The organism is Bradyrhizobium sp. WSM1253, from assembly GCF_000244935.1.
GTDB lineage: Bacteria > Pseudomonadota > Alphaproteobacteria > Rhizobiales > Xanthobacteraceae > Bradyrhizobium > Bradyrhizobium canariense.
The window spans coordinates 3,149,365-3,173,714 of the sequence record NZ_JH600073.1 but is presented as its reverse complement, the minus strand read 5'-3'; the positions used below and the strand labels follow the sequence as shown (position 1 = coordinate 3,173,714).

General features: G+C 61.8%; 22 protein-coding genes. 7 read left to right on the top strand and 15 right to left on the bottom strand.

Annotated features, from left to right (window positions below):
* Positions 1-88: 88 nt before the first annotated feature.
* From BRA1253DRAFT_RS16435 to BRA1253DRAFT_RS16405, 7 genes are read right to left on the bottom strand one after another with little or no spacing between them, the layout of a single operon-like run.
* Positions 89-1,294, bottom strand: coding sequence for a phosphopentomutase (locus BRA1253DRAFT_RS16435; RefSeq protein WP_007596138.1), 1,206 nt, complete (start codon positions 1,292-1,294; stop codon positions 89-91).
* Positions 1,282-2,235 (bottom strand): hypothetical protein, encoded by a 954-nt coding sequence (locus tag BRA1253DRAFT_RS16430; RefSeq protein ID WP_007596137.1) that lies wholly within the window; start codon positions 2,233-2,235, stop codon positions 1,282-1,284. The genes BRA1253DRAFT_RS16435 and BRA1253DRAFT_RS16430 overlap by 13 nt, the downstream gene beginning before the upstream one ends.
* On the bottom strand, positions 2,232-2,999 hold the full coding sequence (locus BRA1253DRAFT_RS16425) for a TIGR04290 family methyltransferase (RefSeq protein WP_007596136.1): 768 nt from the start codon (positions 2,997-2,999) through the stop codon (positions 2,232-2,234). The genes BRA1253DRAFT_RS16430 and BRA1253DRAFT_RS16425 overlap by 4 nt, the downstream gene beginning before the upstream one ends.
* Positions 2,996-3,805, bottom strand: coding sequence for a nucleotidyltransferase family protein (locus BRA1253DRAFT_RS16420; RefSeq protein WP_007596135.1), 810 nt, complete (start codon positions 3,803-3,805; stop codon positions 2,996-2,998). The genes BRA1253DRAFT_RS16425 and BRA1253DRAFT_RS16420 overlap by 4 nt, the downstream gene beginning before the upstream one ends.
* Before the next feature lie 2 nt (positions 3,806-3,807).
* Positions 3,808-4,911 (bottom strand): glycosyltransferase, encoded by a 1,104-nt coding sequence (locus tag BRA1253DRAFT_RS16415; RefSeq protein ID WP_007596134.1) that lies wholly within the window; start codon positions 4,909-4,911, stop codon positions 3,808-3,810.
* Positions 4,908-5,507, bottom strand: a complete 600-nt coding sequence (locus BRA1253DRAFT_RS16410) for a histidine phosphatase family protein (RefSeq protein WP_007596133.1) — start codon at positions 5,505-5,507, stop codon at positions 4,908-4,910. Before BRA1253DRAFT_RS16410 ends, BRA1253DRAFT_RS16415 begins: the two co-directional genes overlap by 4 nt.
* On the bottom strand, positions 5,507-6,607 hold the full coding sequence (locus tag BRA1253DRAFT_RS16405; RefSeq protein ID WP_007596132.1) for an inositol-3-phosphate synthase: 1,101 nt from the start codon (positions 6,605-6,607) through the stop codon (positions 5,507-5,509). Before BRA1253DRAFT_RS16405 ends, BRA1253DRAFT_RS16410 begins: the two co-directional genes overlap by 1 nt.
* A gap of 375 nt (positions 6,608-6,982) precedes the next feature.
* Here BRA1253DRAFT_RS16405 and BRA1253DRAFT_RS16400 point away from each other — a divergent pair, with 375 nt between their 5' ends.
* Both BRA1253DRAFT_RS16400 and BRA1253DRAFT_RS41585 read left to right on the top strand, forming a co-directional pair.
* Positions 6,983-7,270 (top strand): hypothetical protein, encoded by a 288-nt coding sequence (locus tag BRA1253DRAFT_RS16400; protein WP_007596131.1) that lies wholly within the window; start codon positions 6,983-6,985, stop codon positions 7,268-7,270.
* Positions 7,271-7,308: 38 nt separating this feature from the next.
* Complete coding sequence (locus BRA1253DRAFT_RS41585; protein ID WP_083869867.1) at positions 7,309-8,292, top strand: hypothetical protein; 984 nt, start codon at positions 7,309-7,311, stop codon at positions 8,290-8,292.
* Here BRA1253DRAFT_RS41585 and BRA1253DRAFT_RS16390 read toward each other — a convergent pair.
* The 7 genes from BRA1253DRAFT_RS16390 to BRA1253DRAFT_RS16360 form a co-directional block, all read right to left on the bottom strand.
* A complete protein-coding gene (locus BRA1253DRAFT_RS16390; protein WP_007596129.1) occupies positions 8,267-9,049 on the bottom strand; it encodes a Crp/Fnr family transcriptional regulator in 783 nt (260 codons plus the stop codon). The two genes, BRA1253DRAFT_RS41585 and BRA1253DRAFT_RS16390, sit on opposite strands and share 26 nt — an antisense overlap.
* A gap of 392 nt (positions 9,050-9,441) precedes the next feature.
* Positions 9,442-10,155, bottom strand: coding sequence for a class II aldolase/adducin family protein (locus BRA1253DRAFT_RS16385; RefSeq protein ID WP_007596128.1), 714 nt, complete (start codon positions 10,153-10,155; stop codon positions 9,442-9,444).
* The gene (locus BRA1253DRAFT_RS16380) at positions 10,152-11,570 is read right to left on the bottom strand and encodes an FGGY-family carbohydrate kinase (RefSeq protein ID WP_007596127.1); all 1,419 of its coding nucleotides are present in this window, start codon (positions 11,568-11,570) and stop codon (positions 10,152-10,154) included. Before BRA1253DRAFT_RS16380 ends, BRA1253DRAFT_RS16385 begins: the two co-directional genes overlap by 4 nt.
* 6 nt (positions 11,571-11,576) lie before the next feature.
* Positions 11,577-12,584: an ABC transporter permease gene (locus BRA1253DRAFT_RS16375; RefSeq protein WP_007596126.1), complete on the bottom strand. Its 1,008-nt coding sequence runs from the start codon at positions 12,582-12,584 to the stop codon at positions 11,577-11,579.
* Positions 12,581-13,585: an ABC transporter permease gene (locus tag BRA1253DRAFT_RS16370; protein ID WP_007596125.1), complete on the bottom strand. Its 1,005-nt coding sequence runs from the start codon at positions 13,583-13,585 to the stop codon at positions 12,581-12,583. The genes BRA1253DRAFT_RS16375 and BRA1253DRAFT_RS16370 overlap by 4 nt, the downstream gene beginning before the upstream one ends.
* Positions 13,578-15,044 (bottom strand): sugar ABC transporter ATP-binding protein, encoded by a 1,467-nt coding sequence (locus BRA1253DRAFT_RS16365; protein WP_035993496.1) that lies wholly within the window; start codon positions 15,042-15,044, stop codon positions 13,578-13,580. The genes BRA1253DRAFT_RS16370 and BRA1253DRAFT_RS16365 overlap by 8 nt, the downstream gene beginning before the upstream one ends.
* A gap of 127 nt (positions 15,045-15,171) precedes the next feature.
* The gene (locus BRA1253DRAFT_RS16360) at positions 15,172-16,173 is read right to left on the bottom strand and encodes an autoinducer 2 ABC transporter substrate-binding protein (RefSeq protein ID WP_007596122.1); all 1,002 of its coding nucleotides are present in this window, start codon (positions 16,171-16,173) and stop codon (positions 15,172-15,174) included.
* Between the two features lie 691 nt (positions 16,174-16,864).
* Between BRA1253DRAFT_RS16360 and BRA1253DRAFT_RS16355 the strand changes: the two genes are divergently transcribed.
* The 4 genes from BRA1253DRAFT_RS16355 (at position 16,865) to BRA1253DRAFT_RS16340 (ending at position 21,664) form a co-directional block, all read left to right on the top strand.
* The gene (locus BRA1253DRAFT_RS16355; RefSeq protein WP_007596120.1) at positions 16,865-17,995 is read left to right on the top strand and encodes a sugar ABC transporter substrate-binding protein; all 1,131 of its coding nucleotides are present in this window, start codon (positions 16,865-16,867) and stop codon (positions 17,993-17,995) included.
* Positions 17,996-18,061: 66 nt separating this feature from the next.
* Entirely contained in the window at positions 18,062-19,603 is a 1,542-nt protein-coding gene (locus tag BRA1253DRAFT_RS16350) for a sugar ABC transporter ATP-binding protein (RefSeq protein ID WP_007596119.1), read from the top strand.
* A complete protein-coding gene (locus tag BRA1253DRAFT_RS16345) occupies positions 19,596-20,708 on the top strand; it encodes an ABC transporter permease (protein WP_007596118.1) in 1,113 nt (370 codons plus the stop codon). Before BRA1253DRAFT_RS16350 ends, BRA1253DRAFT_RS16345 begins: the two co-directional genes overlap by 8 nt.
* The gene (locus tag BRA1253DRAFT_RS16340) at positions 20,705-21,664 is read left to right on the top strand and encodes an ABC transporter permease (protein ID WP_007596117.1); all 960 of its coding nucleotides are present in this window, start codon (positions 20,705-20,707) and stop codon (positions 21,662-21,664) included. The genes BRA1253DRAFT_RS16345 and BRA1253DRAFT_RS16340 overlap by 4 nt, the downstream gene beginning before the upstream one ends.
* Positions 21,665-21,679: 15 nt before the next feature.
* On the opposite strand, the gene BRA1253DRAFT_RS16335 is transcribed toward BRA1253DRAFT_RS16340, so the two are convergent.
* Entirely contained in the window at positions 21,680-22,579 is a 900-nt protein-coding gene (locus BRA1253DRAFT_RS16335) for an SMP-30/gluconolactonase/LRE family protein (protein WP_007596116.1), read from the bottom strand.
* 201 nt (positions 22,580-22,780) lie between these two features.
* Here BRA1253DRAFT_RS16335 and BRA1253DRAFT_RS16330 point away from each other — a divergent pair, with 201 nt between their 5' ends.
* Complete coding sequence (locus BRA1253DRAFT_RS16330) at positions 22,781-23,806, top strand: aldo/keto reductase (RefSeq protein WP_007596115.1); 1,026 nt, start codon at positions 22,781-22,783, stop codon at positions 23,804-23,806.
* The last annotated feature ends 544 nt before the right edge of the window (positions 23,807-24,350 follow it).

Genomic DNA, 24,350 nt, shown 5'->3' with positions numbered 1-24,350 from the left:
CAAGGAATGTTCGTTCCTGCGAAACCTACAAACGAATATTTCTCTAACCTGGATCAATAACCCAGGTGAATCTGTCCGGTGCAGCGGGCTAAAAATACACGCCGTGAACCGGCGTCGGTAGCTCAAGATGCCTCGCGACCGTCGCGCCGATGTCCGCAAATCCGTCGCGCTTGCCGATCGGAGAAGTTGACCGCGTGCTCCACGCCAAAATCGGCACTTGTTCCCGCGTATGATCGGTACCGCTCCAGGTTGGGTCGCAACCATGATCGGCCGTGATGATCAGGAGATCATCGTCGCGCAGGCGGTTCAGCAGATCCGGAACGCGAGCATCGAAGGTTTCGAGTGCCGCTGCATAGCCCCCGACATCTCGGCGATGGCCATACAGCGTGTCGAAATCGATAAAGTTTGCGAACAACATCCCGCCCTCTGCGAGAGAGGCGAGCCCATCGAGCGTGGCATCGAACAGCGCTTGGTTGCCGTCGCCGCGCAGGTTCCTCCCGGTGCCGCGATGGGCGAAGATGTCGTCGATCTTGCCGATCGTGACGATGTCACGGCCTGCGCTTTCGGCAAGATCGAGGATCGTCCGCTCCGGCGGCGGAACGGAAAAGTCCTTCCTGTGCGCTGTTCGCTTGAAATCACCTGCCGACGCGCCGATGAAGGGACGTGCGATGACGCGCCCGATGTTGAGGGGATCGATCAGTCGGCGCGCAATACGGCAGATCTCATAGAGGCGTTCGAGTCCGAACGTCTCCTCGTGCGCTGCGACCTGAAACACGCTGTCGGCCGACGTATAGCAGATCGGTTCGCCCGTTCTGATGTGACGCTCGCCGAATTCGGCGATGATCTCGGTGCCGGAGGCATGACAGTTCCCGAGGATGCCGGGCAATCGAGCCTGTTCGCACAGGCGCTCCACCAGGTCGCGCGGAAAGCACGGCTTGGTTCTTGGAAAATAGCCCCAGTCGAACGGCACCGGCACGCCGGCGATCTCCCAATGGCCGGATGGCGTGTCCTTGCCTTTGGAGATCTCGCTCGCGCAGCCAAATCGCGCATGCTCAGGACGGCCATCGAGCCCCGGCGGCACGCGCCCGGTGGCGAGACGGCAAGCCTGGCCAAGGCCGAGCGCGACCAGATTGGGAAGCCGAAGCGGCCCCTCCCGGCGTGGTCCGTCGGCATTGCCGGCCATGCACATGTCAGCAATGTGGCCGACGGTATCGGCACCCTCGTCGCCGTAATTGATGGCATCGGGCGCGGCGCCGATGCCGACGGAGTCCATCACCAGGATCAGGGCACGCATGTCGGCTCCGAGATGGCCGCGCGCGAAGACGCTGCGGACGGCGCGAGCCCGGTTTTCGCGCAATAGCGTTCGACCATCTGTGCGCAGAAATCCGCGAACTCGTTGACGTCGAGCGGCGGGCTGGTGTGATGAGGCTCGATACCCCGATGTTCCGGGGTGAAGCAGAAGGTCACCGTGACCTGAAACTCGGCCAGCGCGTCCATCTGCCGATCGAACCAGGCGAGCGCATTGGGACGGAAGCTGTCAGCCCAGGACAGGCCGGTCCTGAGATGCTGCACGCCGAGTCGGCGCATCCAGCGCACGGCGTCATCGAGGCGGTGGTCCTCGAAGTGAAACCACTGGCACAGGCCCATCGCAGGTGCATATTGGCCGAACAAGTCCGCGGCAGCTTTCGGCGTGCCGTCCTCGCGCAGCAGCCCCATGTGGAAATGCCGGTAGTAGGAGGAGCCTTCAGCTTCCTTGTGCCGCGTGGTCGCCTCCCAGCTCGAAGGCAGATCGTACAGGCTGTACCAGTGAATCCGCGGCGCCCGGCCAGTCAATAGCTCAGCGGTCCGCGTCAGTCCCCAGGCCTGCACCTCCTCGGCACCGAAGGACGAGACTCCCACCTCCGTCACCCAGACCGGTAGCGAGGTGACCGCCTTGATCTCCTCGATCTTGGCGGGCCATTCCGCGATCTGCCACAGGTTCCAGTCCAGCGGAAAGCCGTGCACGGCCACGGCATCGACATGATCGAGCACGCCGCGCGCCTGCATGTTGCGCATGAAGGACGGATCGATCGGCGACATGCCGCCAAGCACACGCGGGAGTGTGGGATGCGCGCTGCGGATCGCCTTTCCGGCAGCCAGCGCCAGGCTGGCGAACATGGTCCAATCCGGATCGATCAGGATGTCCCAGTGCGATTTGTTGTTGGGCTCGTTCCAGATCTTGGCGGCTTCGATCATCGGCCGGTCTCCCGCGACGGATAAACCGGACCTTCCGCCTGCGGCCTTGTCACCCGCTTGCAGAGATAGACTTCCTCTTCCGGATGCGCCGCGATCGCAAAGCCGGCGCTGCGCAGCATGGCTTCGGCGCAGGCGCGGTTCGGCACCCACCAATTGGTGGGGTCGTCGGCATATTTGTTCTCGATGAAGTGCAGCTTTGGATAGCCCGGGGAATCGAACTGATCGGTGGTCCAGAAGTCGTAGTTCTTGTCGAGGGAATCCACGCGGCTGTCGCCGCGCTGCATCGACTGGAACAGCAGGAGATCGCCGGCCACGTGCTCGTGGATCAGGTCGAGCGCCAGCAGAGGGTGCCGCAGGTGGTAGAGGACGCCCATGAAGATCACGAGATCGAATTTTTCGCGCAGCTGTCCGACATCATAGGCTGACATCTTGCGGAATTCGATCCTGAGCCCGTTCACCTCAGCCGCGAAGCGGGCTTGCGCGAGATATTCGTCGTCGGTGTCCAGGCCGAGGACGCGCTCGGCGCCGCGCCGCTTCATCTCCATAGCGTAGAAACCGGCATTGCAGCCGATGTCGAGCACGGTCTTGCCTTCGAGGCGGTCCGGAATGATCCCGGAAAAGCGGCGCCATTTCACGTTGGGATAGTCGCCGAGAAAGTGTGAAGGCGCTGTCGGCACGCCGTTGAGGTCCAGATTGTGAAACCATGGCCCGAGCGCATCGACGCGCTGGCGGATTTCCTCGCGGGAGAGGGCGCCACTGCTCATGCGGTCACTCCATTGTTCATTGCGGGGGCCGGGCGGGCTGCCTCCGGCGAACCGCCGGCCAGTAGTCGAGAGCGTCCGTTCCCGGGAGAGCTTTCCGCGAGCAACGCCATTGCTGTCCGGTAGCCGTCGATGGTGCCGACGTCGACATAGGATTCGCCAGCCTTGACGCCGAGACCCTGGCCGCCGGCCGCGATGTAGGCATTGACGAGCGTCCCGAAATATTCATCCCGGCGCTCGCGCTTTGTCCACAACGACTGGAGTTCGCGAAATCCGTTGCCGGACATCTTGAAGGCACCCCATATCCATTTCGACGCCGCATCCGGCTGCTTGACCTGGATTTCCGTGACGCGATCGCCGTCGAGCACGACAGCATCGAAGAACTCGGGGTGTTCGACTGGAAATAGCAGAAACGACAGGTCAGCGGCCGGCAATGCCTGCAGGGCCGCCTTTGGGAACCAGACGGTATCCGGAAGTCCGACCAGGATGTCTTCGTCGTGGCCAACCACCGTGCCCGCCCTGAACACGGCATCGCACAGCCCCGACGCATCGGGCTGCACGACATAGGCGAGCTGGGCGCTGCCGTAATGATCGCCGAAATATTCGAGGATGTCCGATTTTCCGGGGGAGATCACGAAGCAGATCTTGTCGGCGCCCCCAAGGATCAGCCGCTCCAGCAGATATTCGGAGACCGCGCACGGACGGTCGATGCCGTCGTCCCGTTGGCTTCCGACCGGAAGCAACTCCTTGGAGAAGGCAAGCGGCTGGATGCGGCTGCCGCGGCCCGCGGCCGGAACGATGCCCCACATGATCAGGCCTCCTCGGGTTGCTGTCGGCGCGCGCCAAGGGATGCCGTCTGCTCGAACAGCCAAATCAGTTCGGCTGCGCGCTTGTCGGATGTGTGCTGATCCATGGTCCGTTCATATGCGCGCCCGGCGATGTGCTGAAGCTCGGCGTCGGTCATCGTCAACGCGGCGAGCGTGTCCTTCGCATCGCGTGCGATCAGGATCTCCCGCCCGGGTACAAAGAATTCATCGAGTCCCGGCCAGTCGTCGCTGAGCAGCGGGGTCTTGCAGGCAGCGGCTTCGAACAGGCGGCCGGAGGGGCACCAGCCCATCTCCGCCATGGCCTGGCGCGTGACGTTGAGTGTCAGCCGGGACGACGCAAAGAACGACGCGTGCTCAGACGGCGGCAAGTGCTGCACGAAGTAAATGTTTGGCGACCAGGGAAAATCTTCCGGGTATTGTGCACCCCCGATCAGGAAGCGCCGATCCTGCCTGCTACGTGCGGGTTCGACGAAGAGAGCCTCGAGAGCGCGCTGGCGATCCTGCGAATATGTGCCGAGATAAGACAGATCCGCACGGTAATGCGGCTGCGACGGCACCGGCCGATGAATGTCCGTATCGACATGGCCGTAGAGCGGACGGACATTGCCAGCGCCAAGCCTGTCGCGAAATTCGTTGCAGATGCGTGGACCGCCGGTGAAGCTCAGGACCAGGGCGAAATCCCGCAGGCCGCACGGCCCGATGTAGGGAACGGTCTCGCCAGCCATCAGCTTCGCCAGCGTGACCGGCGTATCGAGATCGTAGAACACGGGCACCGCCCGACCCTCGGACAGGACGAGCTCCGTCGCGGTGATCGCGTCGGGACAATAGGAGGTCACGATCGCGACATCGGCATCACGAATGTCGCTGCGCGCCAAAGGAAGCACATCGTCCCAGTTCGGGAACAGTCGCAATTGGCCGCCGGGCAGTTCGTGCAAATCCCGCGCGCCGGCGTAGTACGGCACGTCGCGCTCGAAAAAGACGACGCTGTGGCCGGCGCGCGCGAGATGCTTGCAAAGCCCTCGCCACAAGGTGGCGTGACCGTTGCCCCACGACGAGGAAATTGTCAGGCCGAAAATGACGATCTTCACGCTGGCACCCGCTGATTGATCCCGGTGATCTTGAGTCCGCGATTGTCCACGCTGAGGGTGCTGACGCTGCCGGGGTCGATCTTGATCGAGAGGAAGTCGTCGAGCTCCTTCCGGGAATAATGCAGCAGCGCTGCGCGGATCGGTTCGGCATGGCTGACGGCGACGACGACGGTGCCGCTACAATGATCATTGCGCACTTGGTCCAGATGGGCGACGACGCGCTTCTGGAGCGACCGCATGCTTTCGCCGCCTGGCGGGCGGTTCGTTCCGCGTTGTTCGTTCCAGCGCGACCATCGGGGGTCTCCGGCGAGCGCCTCGAATGACAGTCCGGTCCATTCGCCGTAGTCGAGCTCGTCGAGTGCCGGCACGATCTCGACTGGCAAGCCGAAGCGCGCCGCCAGGATGCAGGCCGACTGCATGCAGCGCCGCTGCGGGCTCGACTGGACCATGCTCGGCGGCGGCGTGAAGGTATCGGCGCATCGCGCGATTTCCTCGCAGCCGAGATCATCGAGCTCTACGCCCTTCATCCGGCCACAGAGCGTGCGGCCGAGCAGGGCATGATGCCCATGGCGGATCAGATGAATGATCTCCGCCATCAGGCGTACGCCTTGTCGTCGATGAAGGCGCGCGTTCGCCGTCCGGCCTCCTCGTCCGTGAACTGCTGAGGCGGCGACTTCATGAAATAGCTCGACGGCCCCGTCAGCGCGCCGGCCTGCCCGCGGTCCATGGCGAGCTTGGCGCAGCGGACCGCGTCGATCACGACGCCCGCCGAGTTCGGGGAGTCCCAGACCTCGAGCTTGACCTCCGCGCTCAAGGGAACACCGCCGAACGTCGTGCCTTCCAGGCGGATAAAAGCCAGCTTGCGGTCGGTCAGCCACGGCACATGGTCGCTCGGGCCGACATGGATATTATCGGCATCCATGGGCACATCGAACTGGCTGGTCACGGCCTGGGTTTTGGAGATCTTCTTGGACGTCAGCCGCTCGCGCTCGAGCATGTTCTTGAAGTCGGTGTTGCCGCCGACGTTGAGCTGGTAGGTTCTGTCCAACCGCACGCCGCGTTCGCGGAAGAGATTGGCGAGCACACGGTGCAGAATGGTGGCGCCGACCTGGCTCTTGATGTCGTCGCCGACGATCGGCAGGCCTGCATCCTCGAATCGCCGCCGCCAGTCGGGATTCGAGGCAATGAAGACCGGGATGCAATTGACGTAGCCGCAGCCGGCCTCGATCGCGCGCGCGGCGTAAAATTCGCTCGCGCGCTGCGAACCGACGGGAAGATAGGACACAAGCACGTCCGTGCGCGACGTCGCGAGCACCTCGGAGACGTCGGCTTCCGGAACATCCGCAATCGGAACGTCGTCCTTGAGATATTGGCCGACGCCGTCCATGACAGGGCCACGTTGGACCATGACGCCGGTGGGCGCGACGTCGGAGAAGCGGTGCGTGTTATTCGGCGCTGCGAAGATTGCCTCGGCCACGTCGCGTCCGACCTTGCCGGCATGGACGTCGAAGGCCGACGCGACCTGAATGTCGCTGATGTGGTAGCCGCCGAGATCGGCGTTCATCAGCCCAGGCACCGGCTCATTCGATTTGGCGTCCCGGTAATAGGAGAGCCCCTGAACGAAGGAGCTCGCACAATTGCCGACACCGACGATGCCGACGCGCACGCGCCGCCTGTCCTGAAGACGAGAATGCATGGATCTAGGCCCTCCGGAAGACGTGCAGCGTTAAGGCATGCAGTGTTGAAGACGTACTGTGTTAAAGACTTGCAGTGTTGAAGACTTGCAGTGTTGACGTAAGTACGTCGGCGAACGTGAGGAACGTATGTTCGTTCCTGAACTCACGGCACTACGTCAGATTCCGGCCAAAAAAATTTCGCGCCCTTAACCTGGGATAGAATCCCGAGCAGTTTGGCGGGAACTAAAAGCTTCCATGATGAAGATGAAGAAGATGATGCTCTGAGAGAGCCCGACACCACGAAAGAACAAATCCTTCCGTCCGGCGTTCACGGCGAACAGTCTGACGCGACGACCTATTCGTCGCTCGCTCTTTGTCAGCAGTCGAGGTGTGACATGTCAACCAAATCACAAACCAGCGAAGCCCAGCAGACCACCAGCCATGACGTGATCAGGAAATGGGCGGAGGAACGCGGCGGAAAGCCCGCGACGGTCAAGGCTACCGAGGAGGACGGACACGCCGGTATCCTGCGCATCGATTTCGATCCGCCCGACGAAGGTCTCGACCGGATCAGCTGGGACGAATTCTTCGCGAAGTTCGACGAGACCGGCATCGCGTTCCTTCACCAGGACCGCACCAAGGATGGCAAGATGAGCCGTTTTCACAAATTCGTGCGGCGTTGATCGGATCACCGCGAGTGTCGGTTAGTTGGACGGAAGCGATGCGAGCAGGCGACTTCGAACGTGCCTGGGCGATCAGCGACCGCGATCTGGCGATGCTTGCGTATCCACCCAAGCACACCGGGCCTCGTCACCTGCAGCGTATCTGGCGCGGCGAGGAGCTGACGGGCAAGGATGTGCTGGTCCGCTGCTACCACGGGCTCGGCGACACCATCCAGTTCCTGCGCTTCATGCGGCCGCTTCGTGACGTCGCGCGCCGGGTCACGGTCTGGTGCCAGGGCGAGCTTCTGCCGCTGGTCGAGCGAACGGCTGGCGTCGATCGGGCCTTTGCGCTCCATGATGGTACGCCTGAGGTCGACTTCGAAGTCGATGTCGAAATCATGGAGGTGCCGCATGCCATAAGGGCGGGGCGGGAGCACGTCGAGATGCGGGCACCTTACGTATCGCTGCCGCCGGCGGTCGCGCCAGCACTTGCGCAAGTGCGAGGTCTTGAACTTCGAGGTCTCGAAGTTCCAGGTCTTGAAGTTCCAGGTCTTGGACTGCGAAGGCTTGCCGTCGGTCTGGTTTGGGAAGTCGGCAACTGGGACAAACGAAGGACCATCCCGCCGTCCCTGTTGGGGCAACTTGACGTTCCCGGCGTGACGCTCTGCTCGCTGCAACGCGGGGCCCGAGCGCGCGAACTGGCCGAGATCGGCGCGAGGGACGTCAGCACGCCTGACATTACGGTTCTCGGTCATCTCCTCCAGCGGCTCGATCTGCTCATTTGCGTCGATACCATGGTGGCCCATCTCGCGGGAGCACTCGGCTGTGATGCGTGGGTCTTGTTGCATGCGGATTGCGACTGGCGCTGGCCGTCATCCGAGTCCCACTCCCTTTGGTATCCGAGCCTGCGGCTGTTTCATCAGAGGACGCCAGATAATTGGGATGATGTCATTGGAGAAGCGCGGCAGGCCCTGATTGCACGCTCCGCAATCCGTCAAGGTGTCGTCCGAAACGGGCTCAAGCGAGCGCAAGGTCCGCCGTAAGTGGCCTGAGACGCGAGGACGACGCATCGTCGCGGCTGGACGGAATCCCCAGATAAGTCGGATCGAATCTTGCGAGCCGCACGAGTCCCGGCCAGTCCGTGATCGTTACCGTCTTACCCTGCCATTGCAGGAGGTTGCATCGTCGCAGTTCCTGAATTGTGCGGTTGGCGTGCACTGGGGAAATGCTGCACGCTGCCGCAAGGTCCGATTGGGTAAAGGGTGATGGCAACCTGAGATCTCTCGCCAAGCCGACGCTTTGCAGGCGGGTAGTGATCTCGCACAGCAGATGCGCAACACGCGTCAATGCATCACGGCTGCCCAGGTTCACCGTCCAGTTGCGCTGAATGGCGTGGCTGGTGAGCAGCATCAGCAGCAATGCGCGAGACATCGCGGGCGAACGCGCGGACAAATCGTGAAAGAAGCGGTGTGGCACGAGAGCGACGATGGCCGGGCCGAGTGCGATCAGGTTGCCGTCAACGCGCGGACGATAAAGCGTGTGTAGATCGGCGATGTCACCGGGAACATGGATTGACGTGATCTGCCCGTCCGCACTCTCTGCATCCTGCCAGGACAGATATCCCTGAAGCAGCAGGCAGCACTGGGTGGTATCATCGCCATGCCGCAAAACGGCCTGACGCGAACTGAGATGCGCGATTGTGCTTGCCATGTCCGCGAGCAGGTGGAGATCGTCAGCCGTTACGGGAGTGAGGCTCGCCAACCGGTCGGCGAGCTTGGAGAACGCAAATCCTGCCTGCATTGGTCGCCTAATAACTCAGAACCCGTCCCCAATTTGATCGATGAGAACGACAGAACGCATTAAACTTTGATAGTTTCGCTCCATGCAGGTGATTGTTTGTCTGCCCCGCACGCGCGAAAAAGGCGACGCGCCATCGGCGCCCGGGATCAGGTCTGCGTCGATGACGAGGTTCTTCTCCCGGTGAGGGCGGCGTATCCTGCCGCAATTGCGCGGAGCCGATCGACAAGCTAAGTCGTTGATCTCTTGAGCGGTGAAGCGGGCAAGCCTGATTGTTCGCGCACGTCTTCTGCCCAAGGGCTGTGACGGTCAAACCCGTACATCCGGCCTCGGCCTTCGTTCTGCGTGGCCGGTGCTGAGCGAACTTGGTGGCAGCTGTCCGCGAAAATCCACCATCAATGTGCCGTCCGTTTCGACTCAGGGAGGGCGCGCGGAACATCGCCGACATCGTCAAGGTCAGGCGCCTGGCCGTATCCCATGCGTTTCATCTGCTGATGTACCTGCGCCATTTCAGCGTCGCTGAGGCGCGGCGGCTCGCCGATAGCCAACGCATGGACATACATCTTCGCCAGCGTCTCCACCTCCACGGCGAGCCAAAGCGCCTTTTCGAACGTTTGGGCCGTTACGATCAAGCCATGATGGCCAAGGAGGCAAGCGTTGCGATCTTCGAGGGCCTTGAGGGCGTAGTCCGATAGTGCCTGAGTGCCGAAACAAGCATATGGCGTACAGCGCACATCGTTGCCACCCGCAACTGCAACCATATAGTGGAAGCAGGGAATGCCACGCTCATGAACGGCGAGAATCGTGCTGAAGGTGGAATGCGTATGCAGCACGACGTTGACGTCTTCGCGTGCTCGCAGAATATCGCGATGAAAGCGCCATTCGGATGAAGGCCGATGGTTGCCCTGGTAGTTCGCGGCAAAATCCATCGCGACAATGTCGTCTGGCTGCATCCGATCATAGGGCAGACTGGTAGGCGTGATCAGCATGCCGTTTGGAATCCGGTGCGAAAGATTGCCGGATGTGCCCTGATTGAGGCCGTTTCGATTCATCTCCCTGCAGGTATCGACAATGCCTTGGCGGAGATCGGCATGATTATGGTCTGTCATGAAGACGGCTCCGAGAAAGCGATCCAGGACTGGTAGGCGGCGGAAAGGTCGCGCGGTTCGAACCCATCGTTGCTGAGTGATGTGACGGCTTCAAGGATCACACTCGAAACCGGCAGCGTACGCGAGAACCGCCGCCACAGCAGCGCAGCGCCAAGCGCCGTTCCGTCCGGAGACCGACTCACCCAGACGCTCTGCGAGGATCGCAAAGTCGCAAGGCAACGGGCGAAGGGCAGGTTTGCGGCAAAGCCACCATCGATGACTATGCGTTGTGAGCTCTCGAGCGCATCAAGACAGCGGTTTGCGCTGAATGCTGCGTAGAGCACCGCTAGTGCCTGCCATTCGGCAGGCGTTTCGGGGGGCGGTCCGATGACCCGTCCGCGGCGAGCCGCGCCCGGAAACAGTCCATCATCGCCGACGAATGAGGGGAGCGCCAGGGTTCCCCTCGACAGCAGGGTGGGCAATGCGGCAAGGACGGCTGCATCGGAAGCACAATTGTTCCCGCGGATCAGGTCGTATTCGCGGCCGGTCGCGATCAATGTCGAAGGTGCATTCTCGCCATCGACATCGATATTGAGAACCATCGCGCGCGTGCAATCGAGTTTGTCCAGGGGGAGGCCGCGCTGAAAGCCGATCATCCAGGTACCGGTCGATAGGATCGTGGCATCGGCCATGCCGGCGGCCTTGTAGCGGAACAGGTTGGCGTTGGAATCATGGACGCCACAGAGGATCTCGGTCGATTGCGCCAGGCCGGAGCGCCTGGCTACGGATTCCGAAACCGTCCCTAGCACCTCGCCGGCGGGTACGCATTCGGGCAGCAGATGGCTCCAGCCGCGCTTGCGCATAAGAGAAGAAGGCTGCTGGTGGATGAGGTCCCAGATATGGCTCTGAGCCGCGAGCTGTGAGATTTCACTGGCCGCACGTCCGCCAAGCCGCAAGGCAAAAAACTGCGCGGTGGTCAGATAGGTTTTTGCGCGGGCGAATTCGAGGGGATACGCGCTTTCCTGCCACAGCAGCTGTTTTCCTAGCCGCATCGCCCCTCCGATTCCGCAAAACACTTCATCGCAACCGGGCGCGATTCGCGCATATGCTTCATCGATTGCCGGTGGAGAGACGGCATCATAGTCCATCATCGGCAGCACTGGCGTATCACCGTCGACGAGAACCGCACCGCATCCATGCGCAGCCACGATCACGGCTCCAATGGCATGGCGTTGAGACACGACGGCAAGGGTATCGAGAAACCACTCTTCTAACCCGGCAAGGTCATAGGCGAGGTACGAGCCCTGAGTCATCGGCACATTTGGAAGCGCATGTGTTTCGAGCGGCCAGCCGTCCTCGCTCGCCACTAGCAGTTTGAGATTGGTCTTGCCAATGTCGAGAACTGCGATACGGGGCGAGGCGATCGAGCGCATCATCGCTGGCTACCGCGGCGCTTTGCCGGCGAAATGAGGAACCGCCGCGACGGCAATCAAGATTCCACCCCAGATCGCCAGCGTGAGGAATTGGCTGAGGTTCAGAAGGTTGAATGCCGATGAGATCACCTGAAGGATGATCAGCGCAAGCAATAGCCCGCCGACTTTGCCGAAGCCACCAAACGGATCGATGCCGCCGAGGACGGCCGCGAGAATGGTGACCAACAGATAGCTCTCGCCGTATGCTGCGTTGGCCGAATTGAAACGTGCCAACATGACCACCGCTGCCACGCCCGCGAGCAAGCTGGAAAACACATAGAGTTTGAGGAGGACGGCGCGGGTATCGACGCCGGAGTAGCGGGTCGCCTTCTCGTTCGAGCCGATCATGTAAACCTTTGCCCCGAACGGCGTCGCGTTCAGCATGAGCGCGACGGGCAAGGCGCAGAACACAAGTACGATCAAAGCAAAGGGTACCCCGAAAACCGTTCCATTGCCGATAAATACAATGGGCTCCGGAAATCCGGAGATGACGTTACCGCGCGACAGGCCGATCGCGATGCCCTTGCAGAGCGTCATCGTGCCGAGCGTGGCCAGGATCGGCGAAACGCCGAGATAGGCGATGACAAAACCGTTGAGGAGGCCGACCAATGCGGCCACTGCGAATCCTGCAGCGATCGCCAGCACCTGAATGCCGACCCAGGCAAGGCCCTGACTCCCCGGGATGTAGTGCGTCAGCAGGAAGGCGATGGTCAGTCCGGACAGATTGGCGGTCGCGATGATCGAAAGGTTGAGTCCGCCGGATAGCAAGGCCAGCATCATCGCAAGTGAGAGGATGCCGAGTTCGGGCATCTGGAAAGCCATGGATTGCAGCGTGTTGACCGAGAAGAACCGGTCGCCGATCGTGATCGCGAACGCCACCCAGAGCGCGAACAACAGCAGGGTGAGGGTGGTGACCGTGCCGCTGCCGGCGAGGCCGACCATACGCCGGCGAAGCGAGAGGGCGGGCGCATTGCTCATCGGCGCGCGCTCCGGGTTCGCCGCTCTCGCTGGGACCAGGCGGTCGCTGAGACCGAAATGAGAATAACCAAACCGACGAAGAACGGCGACCAGTAGGACGAAACGCCCAACAAAATGATTCCGTTTTGGAGCACCGCGAGCAGTGTCAGGCCCAAAAACGTGCCGAGGACTGTGCCGACGCCGCCCATCAAGCTGGCGCCGCCCAGCACGACGGCGGCGACCACATCGAGTTCCTTGCCTACCAGCACTGTCGGGGCAACGGATTGCGCGAGTTGTGCCTGGATCAGCGAGGCGATTCCGGCCATGACACCCATGTAGCAATAGACCAGTATGTTGAGACCGAAAATGTGGAAGCCGAGCCGCTGTGCAGCGTCGGCATTGCCTCCCATGGCATAGATTTGCCGGCCGATATTAGTTCGATTAAGCAGGAGCCAGGTGACGAGAAACGCCAGCGCGAGCGCAAGGATCTGCAGGTTGATGCCGTACGAGCTATCCTTGCCCCATTCGAATTCGAACCAGAATATTCCGGTCGCAAACCAGTCGGGCAACGAATAGATGTATTTGCCGCCGGTGAAGAAGATCAGAAGTCCATAGAAAATGTTCAGAGTTGCGACCGAAACGATGATCGATGGTATTCGAAGTTTCTGGATGAAGATCGCGTTGAGGGCACCCAGCGCACCGCCAATCCCAATCGCGATCGCAAAGACGCTGATCCAGTTCGCGCCGTAAGCATTGGCAAGCGAGAGTGTGACATATTGCGCCACCGACGCGGTGGCGGTGAACGAGATGTCGATACCCCCGGCGATCAGCACGACCAATAGTCCGAGCGCCAGGATGCCGACGAAGGCGTAGGAGGTCAGCAGATCAAACAGATTCTGCACGGTCAGGAATTGGGCATTCGCGAAGCCCAAGCTGGCGCAGAGCCCGAGGATTACCATCAGCAGCCAGAACTCATGGCTGCGACGAAACCTCCCAAATGATGCAATGCGCGATTCAGGCATTGACGGCCTGCCGAAGCTCATCTTCGGAAGTGGCTGCGGCAGCCACATCGGTTGTCAAACGTCCTTCCCGCATCACTAGCACGCGATGACTATGATAAAGGACCTCCGGGATTTCGTCTGATATCATCAGCACCGCAACGCCGTCGCGGGCCAGCCGCCGGATGATTTCATAGATTCCGTCCTTGGCGCTGATGTCGACGCCCACCGTAGGACTATCGAGGATAAGCACCCGCGGGCTGGTCGCCATCCATTTGGCGAGCACGACCCGCTGCTGATTGCCCCCGGAGAGGGTCTTCACCGCGTTGGCCGGGTTGGAGACCTTAATCCCGAGTTCGGCGACCCACCGAGCCACATGGCTCTGTCGCGCGCCTGCGGCAATCAGGCCGAATGCGCCAGCCAGACGTTCCAGCACCGTGAGCGTGACGTTCGCCGTGACGGACTGGTTCAGGATGAGACCAAGCGTAAGCCGATCCTCGGATACATAGGCAATCCCTCGGTCGATCGCCTCTGCATTTGTCCGGAGCGCGATCGGCTGCCCGTCAAGCGCGATGGTGCCGCGGTCGGGCGGCTTCATGCCGAACAGCGATAGCGCGAGTTCGGTTCGACCCGAGCCGAGCAGACCGGTGAGACCCACCACTTCCCCTGCGCGCAACTGCAAGCTTACATCCTCATACTCACCCTGGCGGCCAAGGCCCTTCACTTCCAGCACGACCGGGCCAGCGGCAAGCTCAGGCGCCTGTACCTGATACTCGAAGGACTTACCGGTCATCAGATGGCTGAGTTTCCCACCGTCGATTGTGTCTGCAGCAAAAGTACCGACTTTGGCGCCATCCCGCAGTACCGTTACGCGTTCGGCGATTTCAAGCACCTCGTCGAGACGGTGACTGACGAAAACGACGCAGATGCCAGCACGCTTCAGCTCCCTTACGAGCGCGATCAGGGCGTTCACCTCGTGGCGGGTCAACGATGCCGTCGGCTCATCCATAATCAGGAGTTTGGCATCCGCAGCCAAGGCGCGGCAGATCGCGATCAGCTGGCGTCCGGCAATGCTGAGCTCTGAGACTTTCGCGTCCGGGTCGAACTCGACGCCGATCCTTGCCATTGTGGTCTTCGCGGTGGCGCGCATTGAGGCCCAGTTCACCGAATGGAGGCCGCCAAGATGGTGCGCCATCGCGATATTCTCGGCGACGGTGAGGTTGGGGAATAGCGAAAGATCCTGGTAGATGACCTGAATGCCGCAATGCGTGGAGTAGACCGGGTTTAGTTTGGGATATTCCTTGCCGGAAATTGCGATGCGGCCGCCAGGCTCCGCTGCCTCGACGCCCGAAATGATCTTGATCAGTGTGGATTTTCCGGAGCCGTTTTCACCGACCAGGCAATGCACCTCGCCGACTTCCAGAGTGAAATCGACGCCGCGGAGCGCGTGCACGCCGCCGAAGCGCTTCGATATGTCGGACATCTCCAGGAAAGTCGCCAAAGGTTCGCCTGCAATGGACGTTCGATCGTGCGATCACTCGAGTGGTACTGCATTCCCGACCGGAAGGGCCGGGAATGCAGCGCGATGAGGCGACTAAACGGGTGTCGGCCTAGAGCCCTCCGGCGATCAACCCGTCGATGGTTTCCTTGTTGATGCGCATGATCTTGTCCACCTTGATCTGCTTTCCTGCAACGTCGACGGCTGCCTTGCCAAGGCCGGGTACATCGACGCCATCCGTGATCGGTTTGCCATCGAGCACGAGTTTGGCCACCGCGACCATCGCGTAACCCGCATCGGTGGGATTCCACAGAAAACCTTCGCGGATCGTATCGTCCGCGATAAGCGACTTCGCCTGGCTCGGCAGCACGGTGCCGACCACGGCGATCTTCTTGCCAAGGCGTTGTTGACGCACAGCATTTCCGGCCCCGATAGGTCCATTCGAACCGAAGCCGAGAATACCACGCAGGTTCGGATAGGCCTTGATCACGTCGAGCGTCGTGCGTTGGCTGGTGTCGATCTCGTCGGCGCCGGGGAAGCGGTCGGCGACGAGCTTCATTTTCGGAAAATTCTTCTGCTGGTAGGCAATCGCGGCATCGGCCCATTTGTTGTGAAGCGGCGTCGTAAGAGTCCCGACATAGACCACATAATCACCTTCGCCGCCCATGTCCTTGGCGAGACGTTCCATCTGCACTTCGCCGAAGCGAACGGAGTCGATCAATTCCACATTCCAGTCACGACCTTCCTGTTCCGGACCCTCATGCGTGATGACCTTGATTCCGGCGGCCTGGGCGCGCTTCAGCACGGGCTCGCAGACTTTTACATCAAGCGGGACCAAGCCGATCACGTTGACTTTCTTGGCAATCAGATCCTCAAGGAGCTTTACTTGCTGTGCCGGATCGACGTTCGCCGGGCCAACCATAGTGGCATTAATGCTGAAGTCCTTCGCACCCTTCTGGATTCCCTTTTCAAGTGCGTTGAACCACGGAATTCCCGCGATCTTCACGACCGTGACCATTTCCTTTTGGGCTTGCGCAAAGGCAAAGCCCGGAAAACCGGCACCGGCAAACGCGGCCGTACCACCGATCAGCTTGAGCGTCTGACGTCTGTCCATTGTTCCCTCCCAGGAAACTATCTTGGATTCCGCACCCTCGATCTGACAGTCGATGGGTGGGGGCAGTCGAGCCTGTTCTTGCTTGGGGGCAGAAAGAGTTGCCTGTCCAACCGCAGGACCTTGAGGGAGATTAGAGACCGGCACTCCAGAACGTGTCAAGCAAGCGAGATGTTCGCCAGCCATCGTCGCAGTGCGATACCTGATCGCGTCTTCGAGCTGCTGAGTGAGGAGCTGCGAGCGATCGGCGTTCCTACAGCCATCGTCTCACCGAAGGAGCGCCACGCCACCCCGCCGGACGAAAGCAAGTAGTCCCGGCTTCTGGCTTCAATCCAGCTTCAGCAATCGGGCTTCGTTCGGCTTCGCGTAGCGATTCACACTTTTCCCTGAGTGTCATTTTTTTCGTGACGCGCGTGGATGCCACCATGAAAGGCCGGCCATGGCCGGCTTCGCCGTTGCACAATCCCTTGCCGCCCACGAACATCCGACTGTCATTGTTACGTTTTCTGCTTCCCGCAATTGTCGTCGGTTGGCCGTGCGTGCAGATCGTGTCTCGCGCCGGAGCGTCCGCCCTCGGCTTGTCAGCATCGCAAGTTGCGTGCCATCCTAACGCAACACGCGCACGGGAAGGTCAATTCCCGGCATGGCTACGCGCCGCGTTAGGGTGGAACACAAACGCTCAGGGAGACACGACATGGTGTGGACGCTTCGTCTGACGGGGCTGGCTTGCGCCGGCTTGCTGTTGTCATCGGTGAGTGCTCTGGCAGGTCCTAAGGTCGTCTCCGGCCCGGGCGCCGACCCCGCCTGCTTCAAGCCATGGTCGTCCGAGACCAAATTCTTTCAGTGGCCCAAGAAGGCGGGCCCCTACAGGATCGCGCTGGTCAACGGTTTTGTCGGCAACACCTGGCGCATCCAGATGGTGAAGACTGCCAAGGCTTTCGCCGATCAGCCGGGTATCAAAGAGAACATCAAGGAGTTCAAGGTCGTTTCCACCGGGACCGATGTGGCGGCGCAACTTGGCGCGATGGAGGACTTCATCAACCAAGGCTTCGACGCAATCGTTACCATTGCGGTCGCTCCCGACGGTTTTGATCGCATCATCCGTCTTGCCGACAAGAACAACGTCGTGGTGGTGCCGTTCGACAACGTCCTCGACACCGACAAGGTGATGATGGTCAACGAGGACCAGAAGGAAATGGGCCGTATGTCGGCCAAATGGCTGATCGACGAGAGCGGCAAGAAATCCGGCGACATCCTTGAAGTCCGCGGCCTGCCGGGAAATTCCGTCGACCGCGACCGTCATCTCGGTTTCCGCGAGGTAATAGAATCGCCCGGCAACAGCTTCAAAATCACCGAGGTGGTGGGTAATTGGGACACCGGCACCTCGCAGAAGGTGACTGCGGATGCGCTAGCCGTGCATGGCCATTTCGATGGAGTATTCACCCAGGGCGGATCCGATGGCACCGTGCAGGCGCTGATGGCTGCCAAGCATCCCTTTGTGCCGATGTCGGGTGAGGGCGAGAACGAGTACCGCAAGCAGATCGCCGATCACGCCAAGGACGGACTGAAGGGAATGTCCTACGGCCAGTCGCCGGCGCTGGTGGCGATCGCGACCAAGGCGGCGATCTCGGCGCTGCAGGGCAGCATTATGCCGCAGCTGATCTCGATCCCGATTCCAGTGGCGACCTACAAGGATCTCAAGCCGGGCACGAATTACTGGCCTGAGCTCAATGCCAACTTCTTCGCGCCGAATCAGTTCACGCCGTGCGGCGTGAACTTCACTGCGCCGGAGATCATGTCGCAGAGCGAGAAGAACACCCAGTGACGGCTCCAGCGATGTCTCTGTCACGGCCCGGCATTCGCCGGGCCGCCGTCGCGTGAAGGCCCGGGCATGCCGGTTGCCGACCCGACGCAATCCGCCTTCCTGGAGCTTGCCGGCATCTCCAAGCGCTATGCCGGCGTTCGGGCGCTGGAAGGGGTCGATTTCGCCTGCGAGCGCGGCAAGATCCACGCCGTGCTGGGCGAGAACGGCGCCGGCAAGTCGACCCTGATCAAGATCATTGCCGGTGTGGTGCAGCCCGACAGCGGCCGCATGCGCCTCGCGGGGAGCGAGGTCAGCTTCGCCACGCCGTCGGCGGCGAATGCAGCCGGTGTCGTCTGCATCTTTCAGGAGCTATCGCTGATGCCCGACCTCTCGGTCGCGGACAACATCTCTATTGCATCCCCGCCGCGGCGGTTCGGCCTGATCGATGCGAAGGCCCAGCGCCGCCGCGCCGAAGAACTGTTGTCCGAGATCGGCTGTGAGGACGTCAACCCCCTGAGGCGCGTGCGCGATCTGCCCCTATCGAGGCGCCAGGTGGTCGAGATCGCGAAGGCGCTCGGCAAGCGGCCGCAGTTGCTTATCCTCGACGAGGCGACATCGGCACTGACGAGCGCCGATGTGGAGAAGGTTTATGCGATGTTGGCACGGCTCAAGGCCGAGGGCGTCGCAATCTTGTACATCTCGCACCGCATGCACGAGGTCGAGGCGCTCGCCGACCGCGCCTCGGTGTTTCGCAACGGCCGCCATATCGAGACCTTCGACAAGGGGAGGCGTTCGACCGCCGATATCATCCAGCTCATGATCGGGCGCGACATCGCGGCCCAGTATCCGCCCAAGCCTGTGCGAAATGCCGCGAAGCCGGTGCTGGCGCTCGAGAACCTGTGCTGGGAGAGGCAGCTCGATCGCATTTCACTGAGCATCGGCGCCGGCGAGATCGTCGGGCTCGGCGGTCTCGACGGGCAGGGCCAGAAATCCCTGTTGCTTGCTCTGTTCGGTGTTTTGCGCGGCGTCACTGGTCGCCTCACGGTGGCAGATCGCGAAGTACGTCCCGGCTCCCCGGCGGCGGCAAAATCGGTCGGCATCGCGCTCGTCCCTGAGGACCGCAAGACCGAAGGGCTGATGCTGCCGATGTCGATCGCGGACAATCTTGCGATCGCATCGCTCGACGCGCTTTCCACTGGCCCATTCATCGATACCGGCCGGGAACGCACCGCGATCCAGCGAGCCATCGCGAGGCTGCAGATCAAGTTGGACGCTGCGAGTGATGCGGTCTCGACGCTGTCGGGCGGAAACCAGCAGAAGGTCGTGCTCGCCAAATGGCTGATGACCGATCCGCGCATCATCCTGCTCAACGATCCCACGCGCGGGATCGACGTAGGCACCAAGCAGGAGCTCTACCGGCTGATGCGCGAACTCGCCGACCAGGGCGCCGCAATCCTGTTCTACTCGACCGACTATGACGAGCTGATCGGCTGCTGCGACCGCGTCGTCATCATGTATGACGGCCGCATCGTGCGCGAGCTCGAGGGCGACGACCTCACCGAGACCAACATTGTCGCAAGCTCCCTGAATGTCGACACCGATACTGCAGCGGGGGCGGCGCATGCTTGACGATATCGCGATCAGGATCCGCCAGAACATCGGTCTGGTCACCGCCATCCTGTTGTTCTGTGCCCTCTACATTTTCTACAACGCCGCGCATCCCCGCGGTTTCTCCTCCGCCGTGCTGGTGCAGAATGGCGACGAAATCTTTGCGCTCGCCATGCTGGCGATGGCGCAGACAGTGCCGGTCTTGATGTCGGGCCTTGATCTCTCCGTCGGAGCGGTCATGACCATGGTGGGCTGCTTTGCGAGCTACCTCCTGACCGGCGCGGCAGGTGGTGCGCCGCTGCATCTCGACATGTTCGGCGTGCATCTCGGCCTCGGCACCTTTCCGGGCGGCGTGAGCGGCATTCTGCTCGGGATCGCCGTATGCCTTGCGATCGGCGCGGCTGCCGGCTTTATCAATGGTTGCGTCGTCGTCTATGGGCGCATCCAGCCGATCATCGCGACGCTTGCGACCGGCGCGGTCTACATCGGCATCGCGCTTTTCCTGCGTCCGACCCCGGGCGGCAAGATCGATGTTGATCTGAACTGGGCGCTGACTAACTCGCTCGGCGATTTCGCCTCGACCGTGCACATCTTCGACGATGGCGCGGCTGCCTGGTTTGCGCCGTTCGCCTGGATCCCGGTGCCCTTTGTGCTTCTCGTTCTCATTCCGCTGCTGGTATGGGTGCCGTTTCGCCGCTCCGTTCTCGGCCGCGCCGTCTATGCGATCGGCTCGGCCGAGGGCGCGGCTTATATGTCCGGCCTTCCGATCGAGCGCGCCAAGATCGCCGCCTTCACGCTCGCGGGCTTCTTCGCCGGCTGCGGCGGTCTCTTCCTTGCTATCCAGACGTCGTCTGGGAATGCGGACATTCCGCAGGCCGGCGCCTATACGCTCAACTCGATCGCCTCCGTGGTGATCGGCGGCACTTCGCTGCTTGGCGGAACCGGCAGTGCGATCGGGTCGATCTTCGGCGCCATGGTCTTGCGCGTGATTTCCTTCTTCTTCCGCATCTTCGACATTGCCCCTCTTCTGCAGCCGCTGTTCGAGGGCGTGATCCTGCTCGCTGCCGTCAGCATCGGCGCGTTGGGCATGCTACGCGTCAAGAACACGCTGGAGCTGTTTCGATGACGGCGGCCTCATTCAGTCTCTCGCGCGACGACCGCCCGATCCTGATTGCGGCGGCGTTCATCGTCGTCATTCTCGTCGCGGGTACGGTTTACACATTCGCCCGTTTCGGCAGCGCTCCCCTGTTGTCTCCGGCCTATCTTCTGCAGCAATTGCAGATCGGTGCGTTCCTCGGGATCGTCTCGGCCGGCATGATGATCGTGATCCTGATCGCGCAGATCGATCTGTCGGTGCCCTGGACGCTCGCCGCCGCGGCCATGATGGCGACCTCGGTCGGCGGTCCTCTCGCAATTCCGGTCGGGCTCGGGGTCGGCGTTCTGGTCGGGCTCGTCAACGGCGTCGGGGTCGCGTATCTGCGGGTCCCCTCGATGATCTTTACGTTGGGCGTGAACGCCGTGATGCGCGGCCTGATGGTCGCGCATACTGGCGGCTACGCACCGCAGACCGGGGCGACCGACCTGATGCGGATGCTGGCGGGCGATCGTACGCTCGGCATTCCCAACGCGCTGTTCGTCTGGGCCGCGGTGTCCGTGCTGGTGGTCGTCATCCTGCAGCGTATGTCGCTCGGCCGCTACATCTACGCCATCGGCAACAAGGAGGCGGCGGCCTATCTGGCCGGCGTCAACACGCGCCGCGTCACGGTGGTCTGCTTCGTGCTCTGCGGCCTTGCTGCCGCGCTCGCGGGCGTGCTGCTCGCCGGCTATTCCACCAAGGCCTACCAAGGCATGGGAGACGCCTATCTGCTGCCCTCGATCGCCGCCGTCGTGATTGGAGGCACCAACATCCTCGGCGGCCGCGGCCGCTATCTCGGCACGCTGATCGGCGTCGTCCTGATCGTGCTCCTGAACAGCGTATTGTCGATCATGGAGATGCCGGAGGCGGGCCGCCAGGTGATCTATGGTCTCGTTATCATCTTCATGCTGCTCGTCTACGGGCGGGGCGAACGCGTCACGAGCTAGATGGCCGGCCTAAGCTTACACGGCCGCGCGCGTATTGAGGAAGATCGAATACAACGAGGTCTGTCCGCAAATGTACAGGCGGTTGCGCCGTGGACCGCCGAAACAGACATTCGCCACGATCTCACCGATCGGGATCGTGCCGATATGCGTCCCGTCGGTCCCGTAGCAGAACACGCTCCGTCCCGCCGACGTCCAGATGTTGCCATGGATGTCGCAGCGAAATCCGTCATAGAGCCCGTCGGGGCAGGTGGAAAACAGCGAGGGCTCAGCGACCTCGTTTCCCTGCACCTTGTAGGACCAGATCGTCGCGGGCAGCCCGTCGACGTGGGTCGCGCCGGTATCGGCGACATAAAGCAGCTTCTCGTCTGGCGAGAACGCCAGCCCGTTCGGCTGCACGCGGTCAGAGACGACCAGGCTGATCTCGCCGCCCGCTGGACCGATCCGGTACACGTTGGAGGCGCCAATCTCGGATTTGGCCTGCCGGCCCTCGTAATCGCTGTCGATGCCGTAGGTCGGATCCGAGAACCAGATCGAGCCGTCCGATTTCACCACGACATCGTTGGGCGAGTTCAGCCGACGCCCTTCGAACTGCTCGGCAAGCACCGTGATGGAGCCGTCATGCTCGGTCCGGGTGACGCGGCGCATGAAGTGCTCGCAAGTGACCAGCCGCCCCTCGCGATCGGTCGTGTTGCCGTTCGAGTTGAAGCTCGGCGAGCGGAACACCGACACCGATGAATCCGTCTCGTCGAAGCGCATCATCCGGTTGTTCGGAATGTCGGACCAGATCAAATAGCGGCCGGCCGGAAAGTAAGCGGGTCCTTCGGCCCAGCGGCAGCCGCTGGTGAGTTTTTCGAGATTGGCGTGACCAAAGACCAGGCGGGCAAATCGCGGATCGTGCGTGACATAGGGGAGCATCGTTCCTCCTTCGTTGCCGCAGGTCGTGAAGTGCCCGCGCGCCGGTTCCGCTTTTCTTAGCAACCCGAATGTATGAGCGGAATAGTCTTGTACGAGACCCGCAATCCTCGCGTTGACACCCGACGGCAAATACATACGCTGCGCGTCGCTGCAATGAGACGAGCGCGCGATCAGGGCGCGAAGAAGGAAGAGCAATCCACCATGATTTCGCAATCAGCTTTGCCGCGCCGCACACTTGGCCGGACCGGTCTCGAAGTCTCCATCCTCGGGTTCGGAACCGCACCGCTCGGCGATCTCTTTCTCGAGCTCGACGACCACACTGCGATCGCCGCCGCGAGCCGCGCCTTCGAGCTCGGCATCAATCTGCTCGATACATCACCGCATTATGGCAACGGCCTGTCGGAGCATCGCTGCGGAACGGCGCTCCGGCGCGTGCCCCGCAAGGATGTGGTGCTTTGCACCAAGACGGGTCGCTGGATGGATCCGTTTCACCAGCCGGAGACTCGGTCCGGATTTGTTGGCGGACAGCCGCACCGGGCCGTCGTCGACTATTCCTATGACGGCACCATGCGCTCGGTCGAGCAGTCGCTGTTGCGGCTTGGCACCGACCGGATCGACCTGCTGCTAATCCACGATGTCGATGTGTGGACCCACGGCAAGGACGCGATCGAGGACCGGTTTTGCGAAGCGATGTCCGGGGCCTATGTAGCGCTGGACAAACTTCGTTCCGAAGGTGTGGTCGCGGGCATCGGGATCGGCGTCAACGAGGCCGAGATGTGCGTGCGCTTCGCGCAGGCCGGATCCTTCGAGGTGATGCTGCTCGCGGGGCGCTATTCGCTGCTGGAGCAGCCAGCACTCGAAGAGTTCATGCCGCTGGCGCTGAAGCAGGGCATCGCGGTGCTGCTCGGCGGCGTGTTCAATTCGGGAATTCTGGCGACGGGCGCCACCAAGGGCGCCAAGTACAATTATCAGGACGCACCGCCGCATATCCTTTCGAAGGTTGCCGAAATCCAGCGTATCTGCGCAGCTCATGACGTAGCGCTGCCGACGGCCGCTCTACATTTTGCGCTCGGTCATCCCGCAGTCGCGAGCGTGGTCCTCGGGGCGCATAATGCGCAGGAGGTCGAGCGCAACGTGGCAGCGCTGACCACCACAGTGCCAGCCGCGCTCTGGAGCGATCTCAAGGCCGCGTCCCTGCTGGAATCGGAAGCCCCTGTTCCGAGCTAGACCGGATGAACGCGCTTGAATCGGTACAAGGCGAGGACTCGGATCACCTCTCTCCGCGGGGGAGAGGTGATCCGAATGATACGGTCGGAATCGTGAATTTTTGCATCGATGCGCGGGCGCGCGTGGACCGCGTAAGAACGGCGGCTTCTGGCGGGCTATCAAGGCACGAGGCCGGGGGTTAAGCTGCCCTCCGGTAAGCGAACAGCGCCTCCACAGTAGTGGGTTTGGCACCGTAGCGGTCTCCCGCTACGATTTCCCCGAGCTTCGCATGTGCGGCTTTGACCTATGGGAGGACTACCCGTCGGGCAAAACACCCGCCACCCCGTCAACCCCTCCCCACAAAAATATTCCACTTTACCGAAATTCGGAATGACCGTATGTGTCGTCCATCCCGGCTCATTCTTGAGGGGCGATCTTGTGGTCGTCACGTTCGCGAGCCGGGCTTGCGGTGGACGCGGCAGCGTTCGGGTGCGAGTGGCGTGGGGCAGGGCGGATTGCTCTCCGTGAGCCCAAGGCTTCGTTCCGACGAGCGGCGCTGCTAGGC

What these genes read in the sequence shown, in the direction of transcription:
- BRA1253DRAFT_RS16400 (WP_007596131.1), top strand. Translation starts at nt 6,983, where the DNA reads ATGTCAACCAAATCACAAACCAGCGAAGCCCAGCAGACCACCAGCCAT.
- BRA1253DRAFT_RS16390 (WP_007596129.1), bottom strand. Translation starts at nt 9,049, where the DNA reads ATGCAGGCAGGATTTGCGTTCTCCAAGCTCGCCGACCGGTTGGCGAGC.
- BRA1253DRAFT_RS16380 (WP_007596127.1), bottom strand. Translation starts at nt 11,570, where the DNA reads ATGATGCGCTCGATCGCCTCGCCCCGTATCGCAGTTCTCGACATTGGC.
- BRA1253DRAFT_RS16360 (WP_007596122.1), bottom strand. Translation starts at nt 16,173, where the DNA reads ATGGACAGACGTCAGACGCTCAAGCTGATCGGTGGTACGGCCGCGTTT.
- BRA1253DRAFT_RS16435 (WP_007596138.1), bottom strand. Translation starts at nt 1,294, where the DNA reads ATGCGTGCCCTGATCCTGGTGATGGACTCCGTCGGCATCGGCGCCGCG.
- BRA1253DRAFT_RS16330 (WP_007596115.1), top strand. Translation starts at nt 22,781, where the DNA reads ATGATTTCGCAATCAGCTTTGCCGCGCCGCACACTTGGCCGGACCGGT.
- BRA1253DRAFT_RS16335 (WP_007596116.1), bottom strand. Translation starts at nt 22,579, where the DNA reads ATGCTCCCCTATGTCACGCACGATCCGCGATTTGCCCGCCTGGTCTTT.
- BRA1253DRAFT_RS16410 (WP_007596133.1), bottom strand. Translation starts at nt 5,507, where the DNA reads ATGGCGGAGATCATTCATCTGATCCGCCATGGGCATCATGCCCTGCTC.
- BRA1253DRAFT_RS16340 (WP_007596117.1), top strand. Translation starts at nt 20,705, where the DNA reads ATGACGGCGGCCTCATTCAGTCTCTCGCGCGACGACCGCCCGATCCTG.
- BRA1253DRAFT_RS16385 (WP_007596128.1), bottom strand. Translation starts at nt 10,155, where the DNA reads ATGACAGACCATAATCATGCCGATCTCCGCCAAGGCATTGTCGATACC.
- BRA1253DRAFT_RS16355 (WP_007596120.1), top strand. Translation starts at nt 16,865, where the DNA reads ATGGTGTGGACGCTTCGTCTGACGGGGCTGGCTTGCGCCGGCTTGCTG.
- BRA1253DRAFT_RS16345 (WP_007596118.1), top strand. Translation starts at nt 19,596, where the DNA reads ATGCTTGACGATATCGCGATCAGGATCCGCCAGAACATCGGTCTGGTC.
- BRA1253DRAFT_RS16365 (WP_035993496.1), bottom strand. Translation starts at nt 15,044, where the DNA reads ATGTCCGACATATCGAAGCGCTTCGGCGGCGTGCACGCGCTCCGCGGC.
- BRA1253DRAFT_RS16350 (WP_007596119.1), top strand. Translation starts at nt 18,062, where the DNA reads ATGCCGGTTGCCGACCCGACGCAATCCGCCTTCCTGGAGCTTGCCGGC.
- BRA1253DRAFT_RS16375 (WP_007596126.1), bottom strand. Translation starts at nt 12,584, where the DNA reads ATGAGCAATGCGCCCGCCCTCTCGCTTCGCCGGCGTATGGTCGGCCTC.
- BRA1253DRAFT_RS16405 (WP_007596132.1), bottom strand. Translation starts at nt 6,607, where the DNA reads ATGCATTCTCGTCTTCAGGACAGGCGGCGCGTGCGCGTCGGCATCGTC.
- BRA1253DRAFT_RS16370 (WP_007596125.1), bottom strand. Translation starts at nt 13,585, where the DNA reads ATGCCTGAATCGCGCATTGCATCATTTGGGAGGTTTCGTCGCAGCCAT.
- BRA1253DRAFT_RS16420 (WP_007596135.1), bottom strand. Translation starts at nt 3,805, where the DNA reads ATGTGGGGCATCGTTCCGGCCGCGGGCCGCGGCAGCCGCATCCAGCCG.
- BRA1253DRAFT_RS41585 (WP_083869867.1), top strand. Translation starts at nt 7,309, where the DNA reads ATGCGAGCAGGCGACTTCGAACGTGCCTGGGCGATCAGCGACCGCGAT.
- BRA1253DRAFT_RS16425 (WP_007596136.1), bottom strand. Translation starts at nt 2,999, where the DNA reads ATGAGCAGTGGCGCCCTCTCCCGCGAGGAAATCCGCCAGCGCGTCGAT.
- BRA1253DRAFT_RS16430 (WP_007596137.1), bottom strand. Translation starts at nt 2,235, where the DNA reads ATGATCGAAGCCGCCAAGATCTGGAACGAGCCCAACAACAAATCGCAC.